The organism is Microbulbifer sp. SAOS-129_SWC (assembly GCF_039696035.1).
Lineage (GTDB): Bacteria > Pseudomonadota > Gammaproteobacteria > Pseudomonadales > Cellvibrionaceae > Microbulbifer.
In genome coordinates, this window is the sequence record NZ_CP155567.1 from 3,902,735 (window position 1) to 3,917,816 (window position 15,082).

At 61.6% G+C, this 15,082-nt stretch carries 8 protein-coding genes; all 8 read right to left on the reverse strand.

What is annotated here, in order from left to right; all coding sequences use genetic code 11:
• Positions 1 to 53: 53 nt before the first annotated feature.
• The 8 genes from ABDK11_RS16710 to ABDK11_RS16745 all read right to left on the reverse strand — a co-directional run bounded on the left by ABDK11_RS16710 (position 54) and on the right by ABDK11_RS16745 (position 15,051).
• Complete coding sequence (locus tag ABDK11_RS16710) at positions 54 to 1,451, reverse strand: DUF1295 domain-containing protein (RefSeq protein WP_346837657.1); 1,398 nt, start codon at positions 1,449 to 1,451, stop codon at positions 54 to 56.
• A 407-nt stretch (positions 1,452 to 1,858) separates the two neighbouring features.
• Positions 1,859 to 2,707 carry a sugar phosphate isomerase/epimerase gene (locus tag ABDK11_RS16715; RefSeq protein WP_346837658.1) on the reverse strand — a complete coding sequence of 283 codons (849 nt, stop codon included), beginning with the start codon at positions 2,705 to 2,707 and terminating at the stop codon, positions 1,859 to 1,861.
• A gap of 44 nt (positions 2,708 to 2,751) precedes the next feature.
• Positions 2,752 to 4,386, reverse strand: a complete 1,635-nt coding sequence (locus tag ABDK11_RS16720; protein ID WP_346837659.1) for a family 43 glycosylhydrolase — start codon at positions 4,384 to 4,386, stop codon at positions 2,752 to 2,754.
• Between the two features lie 3 nt (positions 4,387 to 4,389).
• Positions 4,390 to 7,008: an exo 1,3/1,4-beta-D-glucan glucohydrolase gene (locus ABDK11_RS16725; RefSeq protein ID WP_346837660.1), complete on the reverse strand. Its 2,619-nt coding sequence runs from the start codon at positions 7,006 to 7,008 to the stop codon at positions 4,390 to 4,392.
• A gap of 46 nt (positions 7,009 to 7,054) precedes the next feature.
• Positions 7,055 to 10,261: a glycoside hydrolase family 3 N-terminal domain-containing protein gene (locus ABDK11_RS16730; RefSeq protein ID WP_346837661.1), complete on the reverse strand. Its 3,207-nt coding sequence runs from the start codon at positions 10,259 to 10,261 to the stop codon at positions 7,055 to 7,057.
• Between the two features lie 84 nt (positions 10,262 to 10,345).
• Positions 10,346 to 12,136 carry an IlvD/Edd family dehydratase gene (locus ABDK11_RS16735; RefSeq protein WP_346837662.1) on the reverse strand — a complete coding sequence of 597 codons (1,791 nt, stop codon included), beginning with the start codon at positions 12,134 to 12,136 and terminating at the stop codon, positions 10,346 to 10,348.
• A gap of 210 nt (positions 12,137 to 12,346) precedes the next feature.
• Positions 12,347 to 13,783, reverse strand: a complete 1,437-nt coding sequence (locus ABDK11_RS16740) for an aldehyde dehydrogenase family protein (RefSeq protein ID WP_346837663.1) — start codon at positions 13,781 to 13,783, stop codon at positions 12,347 to 12,349.
• Positions 13,784 to 13,854: 71 nt separating this feature from the next.
• Positions 13,855 to 15,051, reverse strand: coding sequence for a fumarylacetoacetate hydrolase family protein (locus ABDK11_RS16745; RefSeq protein ID WP_346837664.1), 1,197 nt, complete (start codon positions 15,049 to 15,051; stop codon positions 13,855 to 13,857).
• Positions 15,052 to 15,082 lie beyond the last annotated feature (31 nt).

Here is a 15,082-nt window from a genome sequence, read left to right on the forward strand (position 1 = left end):
CCCCGTAAAGGGCAGTGTGGCAGCTCGGCTATCGGTGGCCTGGGCTCCCGTCGCTACCAGACTCCCGGCACAAACCGATACCGAACCTGCTGGCGGTAATTACGATAATCCTCGTGCAGGCTCAAATGCTGTTCTTCTGTCAGTGCGCGCCAGTAATAGATCCAGGTCATCAACAGCAGACCGAGCACCTGTGCCAGCGCAATCTTCCAGTCGCCATGAAAACCGCGGAAGACAATCACCGGGAACATGACGCACCACCAGGCGAAATTCTTCGCGGCATAGGCCGGGTGGCGCACCAGGCCGTAGAGGCCGGTGCGAATGATGCCGCGGTTGGTCAGGTTGGAAAATCGCACACCGAAATGGGTCGTGGCCGCCACATACACCAGGTAACTGGCCAGCATCATCACCGTAAACAGGCTCACGATCCACGGCGACCCCAGGTTCAAGACTTCGCGCTCGCCGGGCGCGCCGTAATAGAGGCCCAGGAACATCTGGAACGGCGGATAGCAGATCAGACACACCATCCAGCCGCGCAGAGTCGGCTCTGCCGACACCGTCTGGTTATCCATCCAGCGGCTGGAAACCATATAGCCACACCAGGCCAGTGCCACATCAATGGAAAACACCAGCGCCACGGTCATGTTGAACAGATCCAGGTTGAACTGACGGTGACTGTAGTGATTCTGGGCGATGGCCTTCGGCAGACCGTCGAACAGATAGCCGATGTTACTGACCAGGTGCGGGAACTGATCGACGAAAAATACCGTCATCAATGGCGTAAAAAACAACTTCACTAACAGCGCACGCCCATTCTTGCGGTCGCTGTCAGCAAACTTCTTTCGCGTTCCGACCAACCTGGACAGGACCTTGATGGCACTCTGCGCCAGATCCAGGCGATCCGCCTCCGCGTCATTTTTCACTGCGCGAGTCAGCAGTACATAGGGCAATCCGCCCCACAGCCAGGCGGTCCACACTATATCCAGCAGATGGAACCAGGGCTGATAATAAGCCGCGTGACGTTTGAAACCGTATTCACCCGCACTGTGGAAGAAAAACACCACCAGCCCCAACATCCCCACATAGACAGCGTAGTGCAGCCCGGCGGTGAGCACGAATTTCAGCCAGTCGCCACGGCGCAACAGCGGATCGATGGAAAAATACTGCCGCCCGTGCCACAGGCGCAGGCGCACCACTTCCACCAGTAGCATCACTGCGGCGCTGAATACCAGTGCCGCCAGGATGCTATCGAGGCGATTGTCCGTCACGCGCCATCCGCCCAGATTCAGGCCGCGCTCCAACACCGCGTAGGTATTGAACCAGGCCGCACACAGTACTACGGCGAGGGCACCGGCCACCCCGGACAACCAGGCCCGGTCAGTAATCCAGAGTCGCGCGCTACTACCAGCCGCGCTGGAGAGCCGCCCGTCAGCGGTCGCTACTGCGCTGTGCATCCAGGAATTCCTTATATTGCCAGGTTAAACCTGCATCCCGAAAACGGCGCGCGGGCCCGGTTGCAGACCTCTGTTGTAACCGGCTTCGGTACAGGGGATCAAGTCATCCTTACGGAAACTGCGCAATGAATGGCGCATTTCAGTTACGAGGGGGGATTTTGGCCCGCATCGCAGGCTGCCCGGAATAGGACAGAACAGCGCGCAGGTGCAGAGACATACCAGGGAAGCTTTAAAGATACCGGACGCGTTCGGTGTTATCACTGAAACACGCCGGTAGAGAGAGAACGCTTGATAACGCTACCACTCCGATACCGGGGCGGCAATCGCGGCGGTCGAAAAAACGCCGGCAAAAGTCCAAAACAAGTCGTAGTTCTCACCACGTCATATGCTGCTGATGCGGCAAAACATTAAACCTGGTGCAGTAGCGTCTGTACCGCTCGATAACCATTGCGAAGCGTGCGCAACGGCCGGGGAGAATGATCGTGTTCGACAAATCCGTAACGCAGGCCGGCCCCAGCGGCGGCGGCAAAAATTTTTTCGAAATCGATGGTACCGCTGCCGAGGTCGGCAAACGCGCCGCTGCGATCCATATCCTTCAGGTGCCACAACGGAAAACGCTGCGGGTAGCGCCGAAAATAGTCGAGCGGATCGCGCCCCGCCTTTTTGACCCAGTACAGATCCATCTCGAAATCTACCAACTCCGGCTCGGTGCGCTGTAGCAGCAGCTCGAACGGTACCGGACCACTGCGCTGCGCGGCGAATTCAAAATCGTGGTTGTGGTAGGCCATACGGATGCCTGCGGCACGGGCCTGCTCGCCCCAGCCGTTGAGCTCGTCGGCCAGCTGCCTGAAATTTTCCAGTGTACGCTCGCCGGTATCGAGCCAGGGCAACACCAGGTATTCGTGTCCCAGCAGCTGGGCCGCTTCCAGACAACGCGGAAAGTCCGCGCGTAGCTGCGGCAGCGGAATATGTGCAGAGGGCGCGTTGAGACCCGCGGCGTCGAGATCGCGCTTCAACTGCACCGGCGTCCGGGCGAAATAGCCGGCAAACTCCACATTGCGGTAACCGATCTCGGCTACGGCTGCCAGGGTGGTCGCCACGTCCGCGGCCATCAGGCTGCGCAGGGTATATAGCTGCACACCGCGAAGTTGCGGAGTTGCCGTTGGCTGCGGACTTTGCAGTTGTTGCGCCAGGCTCGGCGCCACGGCAACACCGAGCGCCGCCGCGGTCAGGTTCAAAAAATCCCGCCGATCCATTGCCAACACTCCCGATCCAATTATGGCGCTCAACAGGCTCCAGACTACACCGCGACGAAGGTAAAGTCCCGCACGCGGATGCTGCCCTCACCTGCACTATAAATGCCAATACGCAAGCTCAGGAAATCCCCGAATACATTGTGATGCAGTCCGGACACTTCCATGCGGTGGTCGTGCAGAACCCAGTTTTTACCGCCGTCATGGGAGTAGTGGTAGGTCACCACATTATCCTGGTTGGTCATGCGGATACGCACGCTTTTGGTCGGAATTTCCTTGCGCATCCACGGCAATTCGTCGGCGTACTGGAAGGTTTTCGACTGCTGCGGTGTAAAGCCAAGGCCGACAAAAGCCTTGTGGTTGTAGAACAGCAGCAGACCACCCTCGGCGCCGTCACCAAGCAGATCCAGGGTCACTTCGGCCCGATAGGAACGCTCGCCGACGATACAGGTAAGCGGGGCGCTATCCAGCGGTGAGCGCCCGCTGGCACTGATCACCAAACCGCCGTCGCGATACTCGAGCCGCTCACGCTCATTCGGCGCCGGATCGTGGAATGCCCACTGCACGCCCAGGCGATTGTGGGAAAAATCGTCGCACAGCGGGAACCCCGCGGCCCCGGCTTTACCGCCCGCCGGTTTGCGTATCGGCCGCGACAGGTCACCGCCGGTGGCCCGGAACCAGCCATCGTCGGTCCACTCCATCGGCTCCAGCAAGGTCTGCCGGCCCAGGGTGCGGAAGCCATTTTCATAGCCGTGATAGACCATCCACCAGTCGCCCGCCGGCCCTTCCACCAGGGTCGCGTGGCCGCGCGACCACCAGGGTTCCTCGACACTGGTGGTGCGTACCAGCGGGTTGTGCGGGCAGTGCTCCCAGGGGCCGTGAATGGATTTCGAACGCGCGGCAATCACCATATGCCCGGTGGCCGGACCGGCGGTGCCGCCGACCGCGGTAACCAGGTAAAACCAGTCGCCGCGGCGCAGCAGTTTGGGCCCCTCGGGAGCGAAGTTTTCCACCACCCAGTCTTGCGGGTACTGCCACGGCTGGTAGGCCGGTTCGAGATCACCATCGGTGGCGAGGCCATCGTCGGTCAGGCGTATCTTGCGGATACCGTTGACGAACAGGTAGCGCCTGCCGTCTTCGCCGACCACGTGCCCGGGATCAATGCAGCCGCTGATTTTCAGGTCCACCGGCCGACTCCAGGGCCCGCGGATATCGTCGGCCCAGATGGCGTAGATAGACCAGCCGCTGCCATCCGGGTCGGCGGGAATATAGATGTAGTAGCGGTCGCCGTGTTTGCACAGGTCCACGGCCCAGATACAACCGAGTGACTCGGTCAGTGCCGGGCCCAGCGGGGCCCAGTTCACCAGGTCGGTGGAGTGCCAGATGATCAGGGCGGGATAGGAGTAGAAGGACGAGAACGTCATATAGTAATCGTCGCCGTCCTTCAGGATCGTCGGGTCCGGGTGATCCCCGGACACGATCGGGTTCAGGAAGGTACCGTCGCCGAGGTCGGCTTTGCGCTGCCCCTCGAGGCCGCGCCCCCAGGATGGCGAGGTCGGGCTATTGGCGCAGGCCGGTCCCTGCGGCACAGGTTGTGCTGCGACAGTGCGGGCGGAAAGCGGCGCAACCGCCGCACCCGCCAGCAGGGTTTTAAATAAATTACGCCGGGAATCGTCAACCACGCTCTACCCCTTGCACTTCAAAGTCGCATCATTGGCGGCGCCGATACGGTATTTGATATTGGCCAGCGCCACCGCAAGGCTATCGGTGCTATCCAGCGCGAAGCTGGTATCCACCTGGCCGAAGTCGGCGCCCTTGGCGGCGAAGCACTGCAGGTCGATGGACAGGTGCGACCACTTGCCCAGCGGCAGTTTGCGCAGCGAATCGGCCAGTGGCAGGCGCACACTGCAGTCGGGACCACACTGCAGCGCGGCGAAGACTTCACCGCCGGGCTCGCGGTCGACCCGTACATCCATACTCAGCGCCGCGCCGGCGTCCAGGTAGCGGCTCATATCCTGCGGGTACTCGCTGCGCAGGCTGACGCTGCCACGGCGCAGGCCCTTCCATTCAAGCAGGCGCGCATCTTCCTGGTTGACCATATCGATGGCGGACACGGTGATATTGTCGTCGTCGCCACTGCTGCCCATATTGCCAGTCACTGGCACCGGTGCGCTGCCCTCTTCGTCGATGGACAGCTGCCAAGGCGGCCGCGCGCGCCATACCATCAGCAGCGCATCCTGCAGCGGACCCTCGGCGTAGCTCTCGCCGTTTTCCGGCAGGTTGTTCGCCACCTGCACCTGATCTTCATCCGTGAGTCCGTAGCCGTAGGCGAACAGGGGGTCGTAATCCTTGTCGCCGACATTGAGGGGTGTCTGGTGCACATCGCGCGGCCAGCTGAAAGACAGCTTGCCGGTGAAGTCGTAACGCGGTTTGCCGTCGGCACCGGCAATCACCACATCGGCGATACCCTCGCCCTCGGAGCCGGGCAACCAGGCGGCAACAAATGCATTGGATGCATTCATCTCCCTGTTGACCCACAGCGGCCGGCCGGACAGGAAAATACTGGCCACCGGAATGCCCTGAGCTTTGAGCTTTTTCAGCAGTGCCAGGTCACTCTTGTCACCGAACTGGTATTCGAGGCTGGTGATATCTCCGTGCCACTCCGCGTAGGGGTTCTCGCCGAACACCACAATGGCCACATCCGGTTTGCCGCCAGCGCGGAAAGTGCTGCCGGAGAAGTCGCCCTTCTCGCTCAATACTGCCTCGCCACCGGCGGCATCGACAGCATTCTTGATCCCGGTATAGATAGAAGTGGCACCGGGGAAATCGGCACGGGTATTGCCGGTGCCCTGCCAGGAAATGGTCCAGCCACCACTCTGCTTGCCGATATTGTCGGCGCCATCACCGGCCACCAGGATTTTCTGGTGCGGATTCAGCGGCAGCAGTTGCTCATTGTTTTTCAGCAGTACCAGGGATTTGCGCACCGCCTCGCGCGCGATGGCGCGGTGTTCCGCGCTGCCGAGAATACCGGCCTTGCCGGCCAACGGCTGGTTGCGATCGAACAGGCCAGCGCGCATTTTTACCCGCAGGATACGGCGCACGGCATCGTCGACGCGGGTTGCCGGGATCTCGCCACTGCGCGCCTGGGCCAGGGTATTGTTGTACAGCGCCTTCCAGTCTGACGGCACCATAAACATATCCAGGCCGGCATTGATCGCCTGCGGACAGCTCTCCAGTGTGCAGCCGTCGACAAAGCGGTGGCCATTCCAGTCGCCGACGACAAAGCCATCGAAACCGAGCTGGCCCTTGAGTACGTCGGTCAGCAGGTGGCGGTTGCCGTGCAGGCGCTTGCCGTTCCAGCTGTTGAAAGAGGCCATGACCGTCTGCACGCCGGACTGCAGCGCAGTGATATAACCGGTGGCGTGAATCTTCGCCAGCTCTTCTTCGCTGATACGGGTATCGCCGCGGTCGACACCGCCGGTGCCGCCGTCGCCGATAAAGTGCTTGGTGGCGGATACCAGGTGGTAACCGTCGAGGAATCCGTCGCTACCGACTTTGCCCTGGATGCCCTCCACCATGGCGCCGGCGTACTGGCCGACGATGCGCGGGTCCTCAGAGTAACTTTCGTAGGTGCGGCCCCAGCGGTCGTCGCGGACGACGGCGACAGTGGGCGCGAAGGTCCAGTTGATCCCGGTCACCGCCACTTCCTCGGCGGTGGCGCGGCCGATGCGGCGCAGCAGTTCGGGATCGTGTGCGGCACCGAGGCCGATATTGTGCGGGAACAGGGTCGCACCGATGACGTTGTTGTGACCGTGCACCGCATCGGAACCCCAGATTACCGGAATGCCGACGCCGCCGTCGGAGGTATCAACGGAGGCCTGGTAATAGGCGTTGGCCAGTTTCAGCCAGTCTTGCGGCGTGGCGAACTTGTCGTTGTTGGGATAGGTGCCGCCGCCGTTCAGGATACCGCCGAGGTGGTATTTCTTGACGTCTTCCGGCGTGGCGTACTTGATCTCTGCCTGGATCAGCTGGCCGACTTTTTCTTCCAGCGTCATCTTCGCCATCAGATCGGTGATGCGCTGCTCCAGCGCCGGATCGCGGGCAATCGCCGGCTTCAGCTGCGGCCAGGGACTGTCGGCCGTGCCATTGCCCGCAGTTCCAGTTACCACAGGTCCACTGGCGGCATCTTTATCAGCGGGCTGGCTGGCATCCGCCGCGGCACCCTTGTGCGTGCTGTCTTCCCCGGCGCCGCAGGCACTGAGCAGCAGCGCCAGCGCCGAGGCGAGCAGTTTTCTGTTGAACATAAACTCCCCATTTTTTAAATTGTTATGCCGGCCACACGATCTGCAGTTACTGTGCTGATTGCAGCAGCTTTTCCAGGGTCGGCTCCATGGCCTTGGCCCAGATTTTATACCCGCGTTCGTTCGGGTGCAGGTGATCCGGCATAATGTCTTTACTCAGCACACCATTCTTGTCCAGGAACTTGTCGCCAATATCCAGGTAGAAGATGTGCTGGTTGTCGGCGTAACCGGAAATGATCTGGTTGATCGCCTCGTTCACTTTGCGCATCGGCGCATCCGGCTGCTCCTCCCGCGGGAAGACGCCCAGTAGCAATATCCTGGTCGCCGGCAGGCGCTCGCGTACCTCGTCGAGCACTTTGCGCACGCCGGCCGCGGTGAGTTGCGGTTCGGTGAGCGACAGACCGGTGTTGTTGGTGCCGATCATGACCACCGCTACCTTCGGGTGAATACCGTCCAGTTCGCCGTGCTCCATGCGCCACAGCAGGTGCTCGGTGCGGTCGCCGCCGTAACCCAGATTTACCGCATTGCGGTCGCCGTAGTACTGCTTCCACACCGCCTTGCCGTCGGTTTCCCAGTGCTCGATGATCGAGTCACCCAGCCACAACAGATCAACGTTGCCCTGTGCCAGGCGCTGTTGCTTTTGTTTGAAGCGTTCATACCACCAACCTTTGGACCAGTACTCGTGGCGCGGAACCGGCGTGGTAGTCAAGGTATGGTAGTCGGGACAGGTCTCGTTGGCCTTGCCTTTGCGGTCGAAACGCACATCGGCCACTTCCAGCGCACCCACACCACCGGCAAGCAGTTCAAATGGGACGTTTATCGACTTGAAATCGTCCCCATCGTGGACAAAGCAGCTCAGGTTGAAGCTTTTGTGCTGCCAGCCCTTGCCGGCCATGGCTCGGGCCGAAGTCGTATAATCGAGGCGGCGCTCGCAGTTGTCGCCACACTTGATCACGATTGCCAGGTCGGCTTTGGTCAGGTCATCCACTTTCAGGTCAAAAGACAGGGTGCCCTTGTCGACAAAGCGCGACAGATCCAGCGGTTCGCCGTACTGGATACTCAGCCCCGACAGCCAGGTATCCTGCCAACTCACACGCAACGCGTCTTCCTGGCGATCCTTGTCGGTGGCCTCAACGGTGACGCGGCCACTCGGCAACCTGGCAAAAGCACCGCTCAGCATCTGATTCTGCTCGAAGTCGTTCAACTGTATGCCCCAGGGCTGCAGCGTGCGGCCGCCGACGAACAGGTCGATATGATCCGGCTGGCCGCGAGTCACACCGGCAACATTTTCGGCGAGCTTTTTCGGACCCTGTTTGGCAGAGGCGTAATCCAGGCCGTAACCGAAGGCGAACAGCGGATCGTATTTTTTCTCACCGACGTTGACTTCAGCCTGCAGCGGCAGCTTTGGCCAGGAGAACGACAGTTTGCCGCGGAAATCGTAGTTCGGCTCCCCGCTGGCCTTGGCCACAATCACGTCGGCGACCCCCTCGCCCTCGGTACCCGGCAGCCAGGCGGCCACGAATGCATCAGAGGCGTTCAGCTCCGGATTGACCCACAGCGGCCGGCCGGACAGGAATACCGATACCACCGGGATACCCCTGGCCTTGAACGACTTCAGCAGCGCCAGGCTTTTCTTGTTACCGGCTTCGAATTCCAGCGTATTGCGGTCGCCCTGCCCCTCGGCATACGGGTGTTCGCCAAAGACCACCACAGCTACGTCGGGCTTGTGCTGGTAGCTGCCATCCGCGGACAGCGCGACGCTGCCGCCGGCCTTGTGCACCGCATTCCTGATGCCGGTATAGATGGACGTGGCTCCGGGGAATTTATCGTTGGGGATGCCCGCACCCTGCCAGCTGACACTCCAGCCGCCGGACTGCATGGCGATACTGTCGGCGCCCGGGCCGGTGACGAGGATGTTCTGTTTTGGATTCAACGGCAGCAGGCCGTGACGGTTTTTCAGCAATACCAGGCTCTCGCGCACCGCCTGTCGCGCCAGTGCGCGGTGTTCAGCACTGCCGACCACGTCTTCGCGCCCGGACAGGGCGCGCTGTGACGGCTTTTCGTCAAACAGCCCGGCGCGCAGTTTGACGCGCAGGTTGCGGCGCACTGCATCGTCGAGACGCTGCAGCGGAATTTCGCCGGCGCGCACCTGGTCGAGGGTATTTTTGATCATCGCCTTCCAGTCATAGGTGACCATCAGCAGGTCGATGCCGGCGTTGATCGCCTGCGGGCAGCTGTCATTGGTGCAACCCGGCACCTGACCGTGGCCGTTCCAGTCGCTGACCACCAGGCCGTCGAAGCCCATGCGCTGCTTCAACACGTCGGTGAGCAGGTACTGGTTGCCGTGGTTCTTTTCACCGTTCCAGGAAGAGAAGCTGGCCATCACCGTCTGCACACCGGCCTCGATCGCCGGCGGGTAGCCGGCATTGTGGATCTGCACCAGCTCGCGCTCATCGATCTGCGCATTGCCCTGGTCGTCGCCACCGGTAGTACCGCCATCGGCGAGAAAATGCTTGGCGGTGGCGATCACATGTTTTTCATCGAGGAATTGTTGATCGCCGGGCTCACCGCCCTGCAGGCCCTCGACCATGGCACCGGCATACTGGCGCACCAGATCCGGGTTTTCGGAGTAACTCTCGTAAGTGCGGCCCCACAGGTCATTTTGCGCAACAGCGAGGGTCGGAGCGAAGACCCACTCGACACCGGTGGTGCGCACTTCCGCTGCGGTGGCACTGCCGATGGCGCGAATCAGTTTGGGATCGCGGGCGGCGCCGAGGCCGATATTGTGCGGGAACAACGTCGCACCGATCAGGTTGCCATTGCCATGCACGGCGTCGGTACCCCAGAAAATCGGGATGGCTGTGCGACCGCCGCTCGTGTCCATGGATGCATCGTAGAAAGCGTCGGCCAGTTTCACCCAGTCATCAGGGCCCGCATCCGCCTTGCGATACGGCATGGAACCGCCGCCGTTCAGCACCGACCCAATATGGTATTGGCGCACTTCCTCGGGGGTAATCGACTGGATTTCCGCCTGCATGATCTGGCCGACTTTTTCTTCCAGCGTCATTTTCTTCAGCAGCGCGTCCACGCGCTGCTCGATGGCGGGATCTGCGGCCGGGCTGGATACCTGCGGCCACAGTTTGATCTGGTGTTGCGGCTGTTTGGGCGTGTTGGCAAACGCAGCGCCAGCGGGCAATAGCAGCGCGCTGGCAATCAGGACGGACAGTTTTCTGACGGCTCGGTGGTTACTTCTCATCGCTATCGGCTTTTTATTTAACAATTCATTTCTGCGGCGCGCCGGATACTCAGTGCCGACACACCGCGCTTGCAGGCCGGAAACTCAGTGGGAGTTGCGCGGCGTTCCGTGTTTTTCGACGATGCGCAAATGCTGTTCCTCGGTGGCCATATCGCCGCCGTCGGACAATTGGGTAACGGACTGGCGATAGATCTCCTGCCAGGGCGTCTGGTTGACCAGGCGCAGCGGCTCGTGATTGGCGCGGCGCTGCTGCAGCTCCGCGTCATCGACCAGCACATTCACGCGGTTGTTGTTCAGATCGATCTCCACCACATCATTCATCTGCAGCAGTGCCAGGCCGCCACCGGCGGCGGCTTCTGGCGAGGCGTTGAGAATCGACGGGCTGGCAGAAGTGCCACTCTGGCGGCCATCACCGATACAGGGCAGGCAGTTGATGCCGCGCTTGATCAGATATTCCGGCGGGCGCATGTTCACCACTTCGGCGGAACCGGGATAACCCAGCGGGCCGCAGTTGCGGATTATCAGAATGCAGTTTTCGTCCACATCCAGCGCCGGGTCGTCGATACGGTGGTGGTAGTCCTCGGGGCCGTCGAAGACGATGGCGCGACCGCGCAACACGTTGAGGTGCTCCGGGTTCGAGAGATATTTACCGCGGAAATCATCGCCAATCACGGACTTTTTCATGATCGCGGAATCGAACAGGTTGCCGCTCATCACGGCGAAGCCGGCGTTCTCCATCATCGGTGCGGCGTAGGGCAGGATGACGTTTTCGTTGTGGGAACCCTGCTCACTGTAGTTTTCAGCGATGGTTTTGCCACTCACGGTACGGCAGTCGCCACTGGCAACTCCGGCGCGCAGCAGTTCGCCCATCACCGCAGGAACGCCGCCGGCGCGGTAGAAATCCTCGCCCAGGTATTCACCCGCCGGTTGGCAGTTCACCAGCAACGGAATTTTCTCACCGTGCAGCTGCCAGTCTTCGATCGAGAGTTCCACGCCCATATGATTGGCGATGGCCTGCAGGTGCGGCGGCGCGTTGGTGGAGCCACCGATGGCGGAACAGAGGCGGATGGCGTTGAGGAAAGCGTCGCGGGTCATGATGTCGGAGGGCTTGAGATCCTCCCACACCATATCGACGATACGCAGGCCGGTGTAATAGGCGATGGCCGGGCGCTCTTTGTAGGGCGCGGGAATCGCGGCGCAACCGGGCAGCGACATGCCCAGCGCTTCGGCCAGGCTGTTCATGGTCAGCGCGGTGCCCATGGTATTGCAGTGACCGGAGGACGGTGCGGAACTGGTGACGTTCTGCATAAACTGCTCGTAGTCGATATCGCCGCGGGCGTAATCTTCGCGCGAACTCCAGATAATCGAACCGGAGCCGACTCGTTTTTCGACACTGTTTCTGGTGTCCCAGCCATTCAGCATGGGGCCACCGGACAGCACGACCGAGGGAATGTTTACCGCCGCGGCGGCCATCAGCAATGCCGGGGTGGTTTTGTCACAACCGGTGGTGAGCACGACGCCGTCGAGCGGGTAACCGTAGAGAATCTCCACCAGGCCGAGGAAGGCGAGGTTGCGATCCAGTGCGGCGGTGGGGCGCTTACCCATTTCATGAATGGCGTGCACCGGAAACTCAAACGGGATGCCGCCGGCATCGCGAATACCATCGCGCACGCGTTTGGCCAATTCCATATGGTGGCGGTTACACGGCGCCAGGTCGCTGCCGGTCTGGGCGATACCGATGATCGGCTTGCCCGACTGCAGCTCCTCACGGGTAAGGCCGTAGTTCAGGTAGCGCTCGATATAAATGGCGGTCTGGTCCGGCTGACTAGGATCGTTGAACCAATCGGTGCTGCGGAGTTTGCGCTGTTTATTCATCGGTTAAGTCTTACAAATTTATTCAAGTTTAATTTTCCCACCTGGAGATTTTTTTGGGGAAAATCACGGTCACTGCTTAATTCGATTTCATCGCACTGGCAGCGGACTGGTACCCCAGCATGTCCTGGTGCGACCCTGCATCCACAGGGTCGGAGGGAAGCACTTTCCGCCCCCTCCCGAACTCCGATCACGGTCTCGTAAATTCCCGCTTCACGCCGACGTATAAGCTGTTTTCACCGTTGTATAAAACTCCCGCGCATAACTGCCCTGCTCCCGCGCGCCGTAACTGGAGCCCTTGCGACCGCCGAAGGGCACGTGGTAATCCACTCCCGCAGTGGGCACGTTGACCATAACCATGCCGGCCTGGGAGAAGCGCTTGAAGTGGCTGGCGTGTTTCAGCGACTGGGTGACAATGCCGGCGGACAGGCCAAACTCGGTGTCGTTGGCCACTGCCAGCGCTTGCTCGTAATCGTCGGCGCGAATGACCGAGGCCACCGGGCCGAAAATTTCCTCGCGGTTGATGCGCATGTCGGCGGTGGTTTCGGTAAACAGTGCCGGCGTCAGATAGAAGCCGGGAGTCGCGCGCTCCACGCGCTCGCCACCGCACAGCAGCTGCGCGCCCTCGTCACTGCCGATATTGATATAGTCCTGGTCCTGCTGCAGCTGGCGCTCGTCGACCACCGGGCCGATATGAGTGCCGTCTTTGAGCGCATCGTCCACTACCAGACCGTTCAGGCGCTCGACCACCGCTTCGATAAAGCGGTCGTGTATGCCGGCGGTAACGACCAGGCGGCTGGAGGCGGTACAGCGCTGGCCGGTGGAGAAGAAGGCACCATTTACGGCGCACTCGACCGCAGTATCGAGATCCGCATCATCGAGCACCACCAGCGGGTTCTTGCCACCCATTTCCAGTTGCACTTTGGCCATACGCCCGATGGCGGCCGCGGCGATATTCCTGCCGGTGTTCTGGGAACCGGTAAAACTCACGGCATCGACGTGCGGGTGGTTTACCAGTGCGTCGCCAATCACGCGCCCGGGGCCCATGGCGAGGTTGAAGACACCAGCGGGCACCCCGGCCGCGACGATAATTTCCGCCAGCGCGTGGGCGGAGCCGGGCACCAGTTCCGCTGGCTTGAACACCACACAGTTGCCGTAGGCCAGTGCCGGGGCGATCTTCCAGGCGGGAATGGCGATGGGAAAATTCCACGGCGTAATCAGGCCGATCACACCGAGGGGCTCGCGGGTGACCGAGACATCCAGGCCGGGCCGCACGGACGGCTGCAGTTCACCGCGCAGCTGCAGGACTTCACCGGCGAAGTATTTGAAGATCTGTCCGGCACGCGCGACCTCGCCGGTGGCTTCCGGCAGCGTCTTGCCCTCTTCACGGGCAAGCAGCCGGCCCAGCTCGACGCGGCGATCGAGAATTGCCTGGCCGATACGATCGAGGATTTCGCTGCGCGCCTGGATCGAACCGGTGGACCAGGCGGGAAAGGCGCGCCGCGCCGCCAGCACCGCCTCTTCCAGCTGCGCGGTGCCAGCCTGGGCGTACTCGCCGATTACGTCATTGGTATCCGACGGGTTGATATTGGCGATTGCGTCCTCGCCGTCGACCCATTCGCCGGCGATATAGTTTTTCTTGAGAGTCATGATTTACCTCGCATTCAAATTTTCTGTGGTGCGCACACTCGCCGGGCTCGCCCCGACCAGGTTGCCCCCGCTTACAGCAGTCCGCGGCTCGCCAGGTTGCGCATCAGCGCGGCGATGCCGAAGGTCCAGGGCCGCGCCTGGTCACTGAAGGTCACGGTATTGATCAGCGCGCCCAGCTTCGGCGAGCGAATCGTCACGCGGTCGCCGGTCTTGTGGGTGAAGCCCTTGCCGGCGCCGTCGCGATCCTGGGTCGGTGCGAACAGGGTGCCGGTGAACAGGGCCAGGCCGTCCGGGTACTGATGGTTCGGGCCGATGGTCTGCTCTACCAGGTTCAGCGGGTCGCGGCTGATCTCGGTCATCGGGCTGACTTCACTCAGGGTGAACCCATCTTGGCCGGCAATTTCCAGTGTCACTTCGGCGGTGCGCACGTCGTCGATGGAAAAGGTTTCGTCGAACAGGCGCACGAAGGGGCCGACGGAACAGGACGCATTGTTGTCTTTGGCCTTGCCCAGCAGCAGCGCGCTGCGGCCTTCGATATCGCGCAGGTTGACGTCGTTGCCGAGCGTTGCGCCGACGGTGTTGCCGCGGCTGTCGACAATCAGCACCACTTCCGGCTCGGGGTTGTTCCACGAGGAAATCGGGTGGACGCCCACCTGCTCACCGGGGCCGACGGCAGACAGGCACTGTGCCTTGGTAAACACTTCCGCCAGTGGACCGATGCCCACTTCCAGGTACTGCGACCAGATGCCGGCTTCCTGCAGGGCCGCTTTCAGGGTTTCCGCTTCGTCGGAGCCCGGCACCACTGCGGAAATATCGCCGCCCATCTTGTCCGTCAGCTGTGCGCGGATTTCCCGCGCCTTGGCCGGATCGCCGCCGGCGCGCTCTTCGATCACCCGCTCCAGCATGCTGCACACAAAGGTCACACCGCAGGCCTTGATCGCGTGCAGGTCGACCGGGGCGAGGAAGTGTGGCAATGCCACATCGCGCTTTTCACTGAGTGTGTTGCGCACGATTGCATCGACAGAGCCGATGCGGGCCGCCTTCGAGAGATCGGCGCTGGCGGCGGCAAAGCCGGCTTCGAGCAGTTGCGCCAGCGTCGGTGCCAGCGCACTCAGGTCGAAGACGCCGTCGGCGCACAGCCACACCGGGCTGGGTCCGGCGATGCCCGACGGGTTCAGTGCCGCGGGCACCCAGGCGCGGCCGAGCAGTGTGCCGGCAAGACCGTCTTCGGGCAGAATTTGGCGGGGCTCAATGGCGCTTGTGGTCATGGTTTACATCCGTTTTCAGTTTTGAAGTAAA

Bases quoted from the DNA above. Each gene is read 5' to 3' on its own strand.
- ABDK11_RS16715 (WP_346837658.1), bottom strand. From the start codon at position 2,707: ATGGATCGGCGGGATTTTTTGAACCTGACCGCGGCGGCGCTCGGTGTT.
- ABDK11_RS16725 (WP_346837660.1), bottom strand. From the start codon at position 7,008: ATGTTCAACAGAAAACTGCTCGCCTCGGCGCTGGCGCTGCTGCTCAGT.
- ABDK11_RS16735 (WP_346837662.1), bottom strand. From the start codon at position 12,136: ATGAATAAACAGCGCAAACTCCGCAGCACCGATTGGTTCAACGATCCT.
- ABDK11_RS16740 (WP_346837663.1), bottom strand. From the start codon at position 13,783: ATGACTCTCAAGAAAAACTATATCGCCGGCGAATGGGTCGACGGCGAG.
- ABDK11_RS16710 (WP_346837657.1), bottom strand. From the start codon at position 1,451: ATGCACAGCGCAGTAGCGACCGCTGACGGGCGGCTCTCCAGCGCGGCT.
- ABDK11_RS16730 (WP_346837661.1), bottom strand. From the start codon at position 10,261: ATGAGAAGTAACCACCGAGCCGTCAGAAAACTGTCCGTCCTGATTGCC.
- ABDK11_RS16745 (WP_346837664.1), bottom strand. From the start codon at position 15,051: ATGACCACAAGCGCCATTGAGCCCCGCCAAATTCTGCCCGAAGACGGT.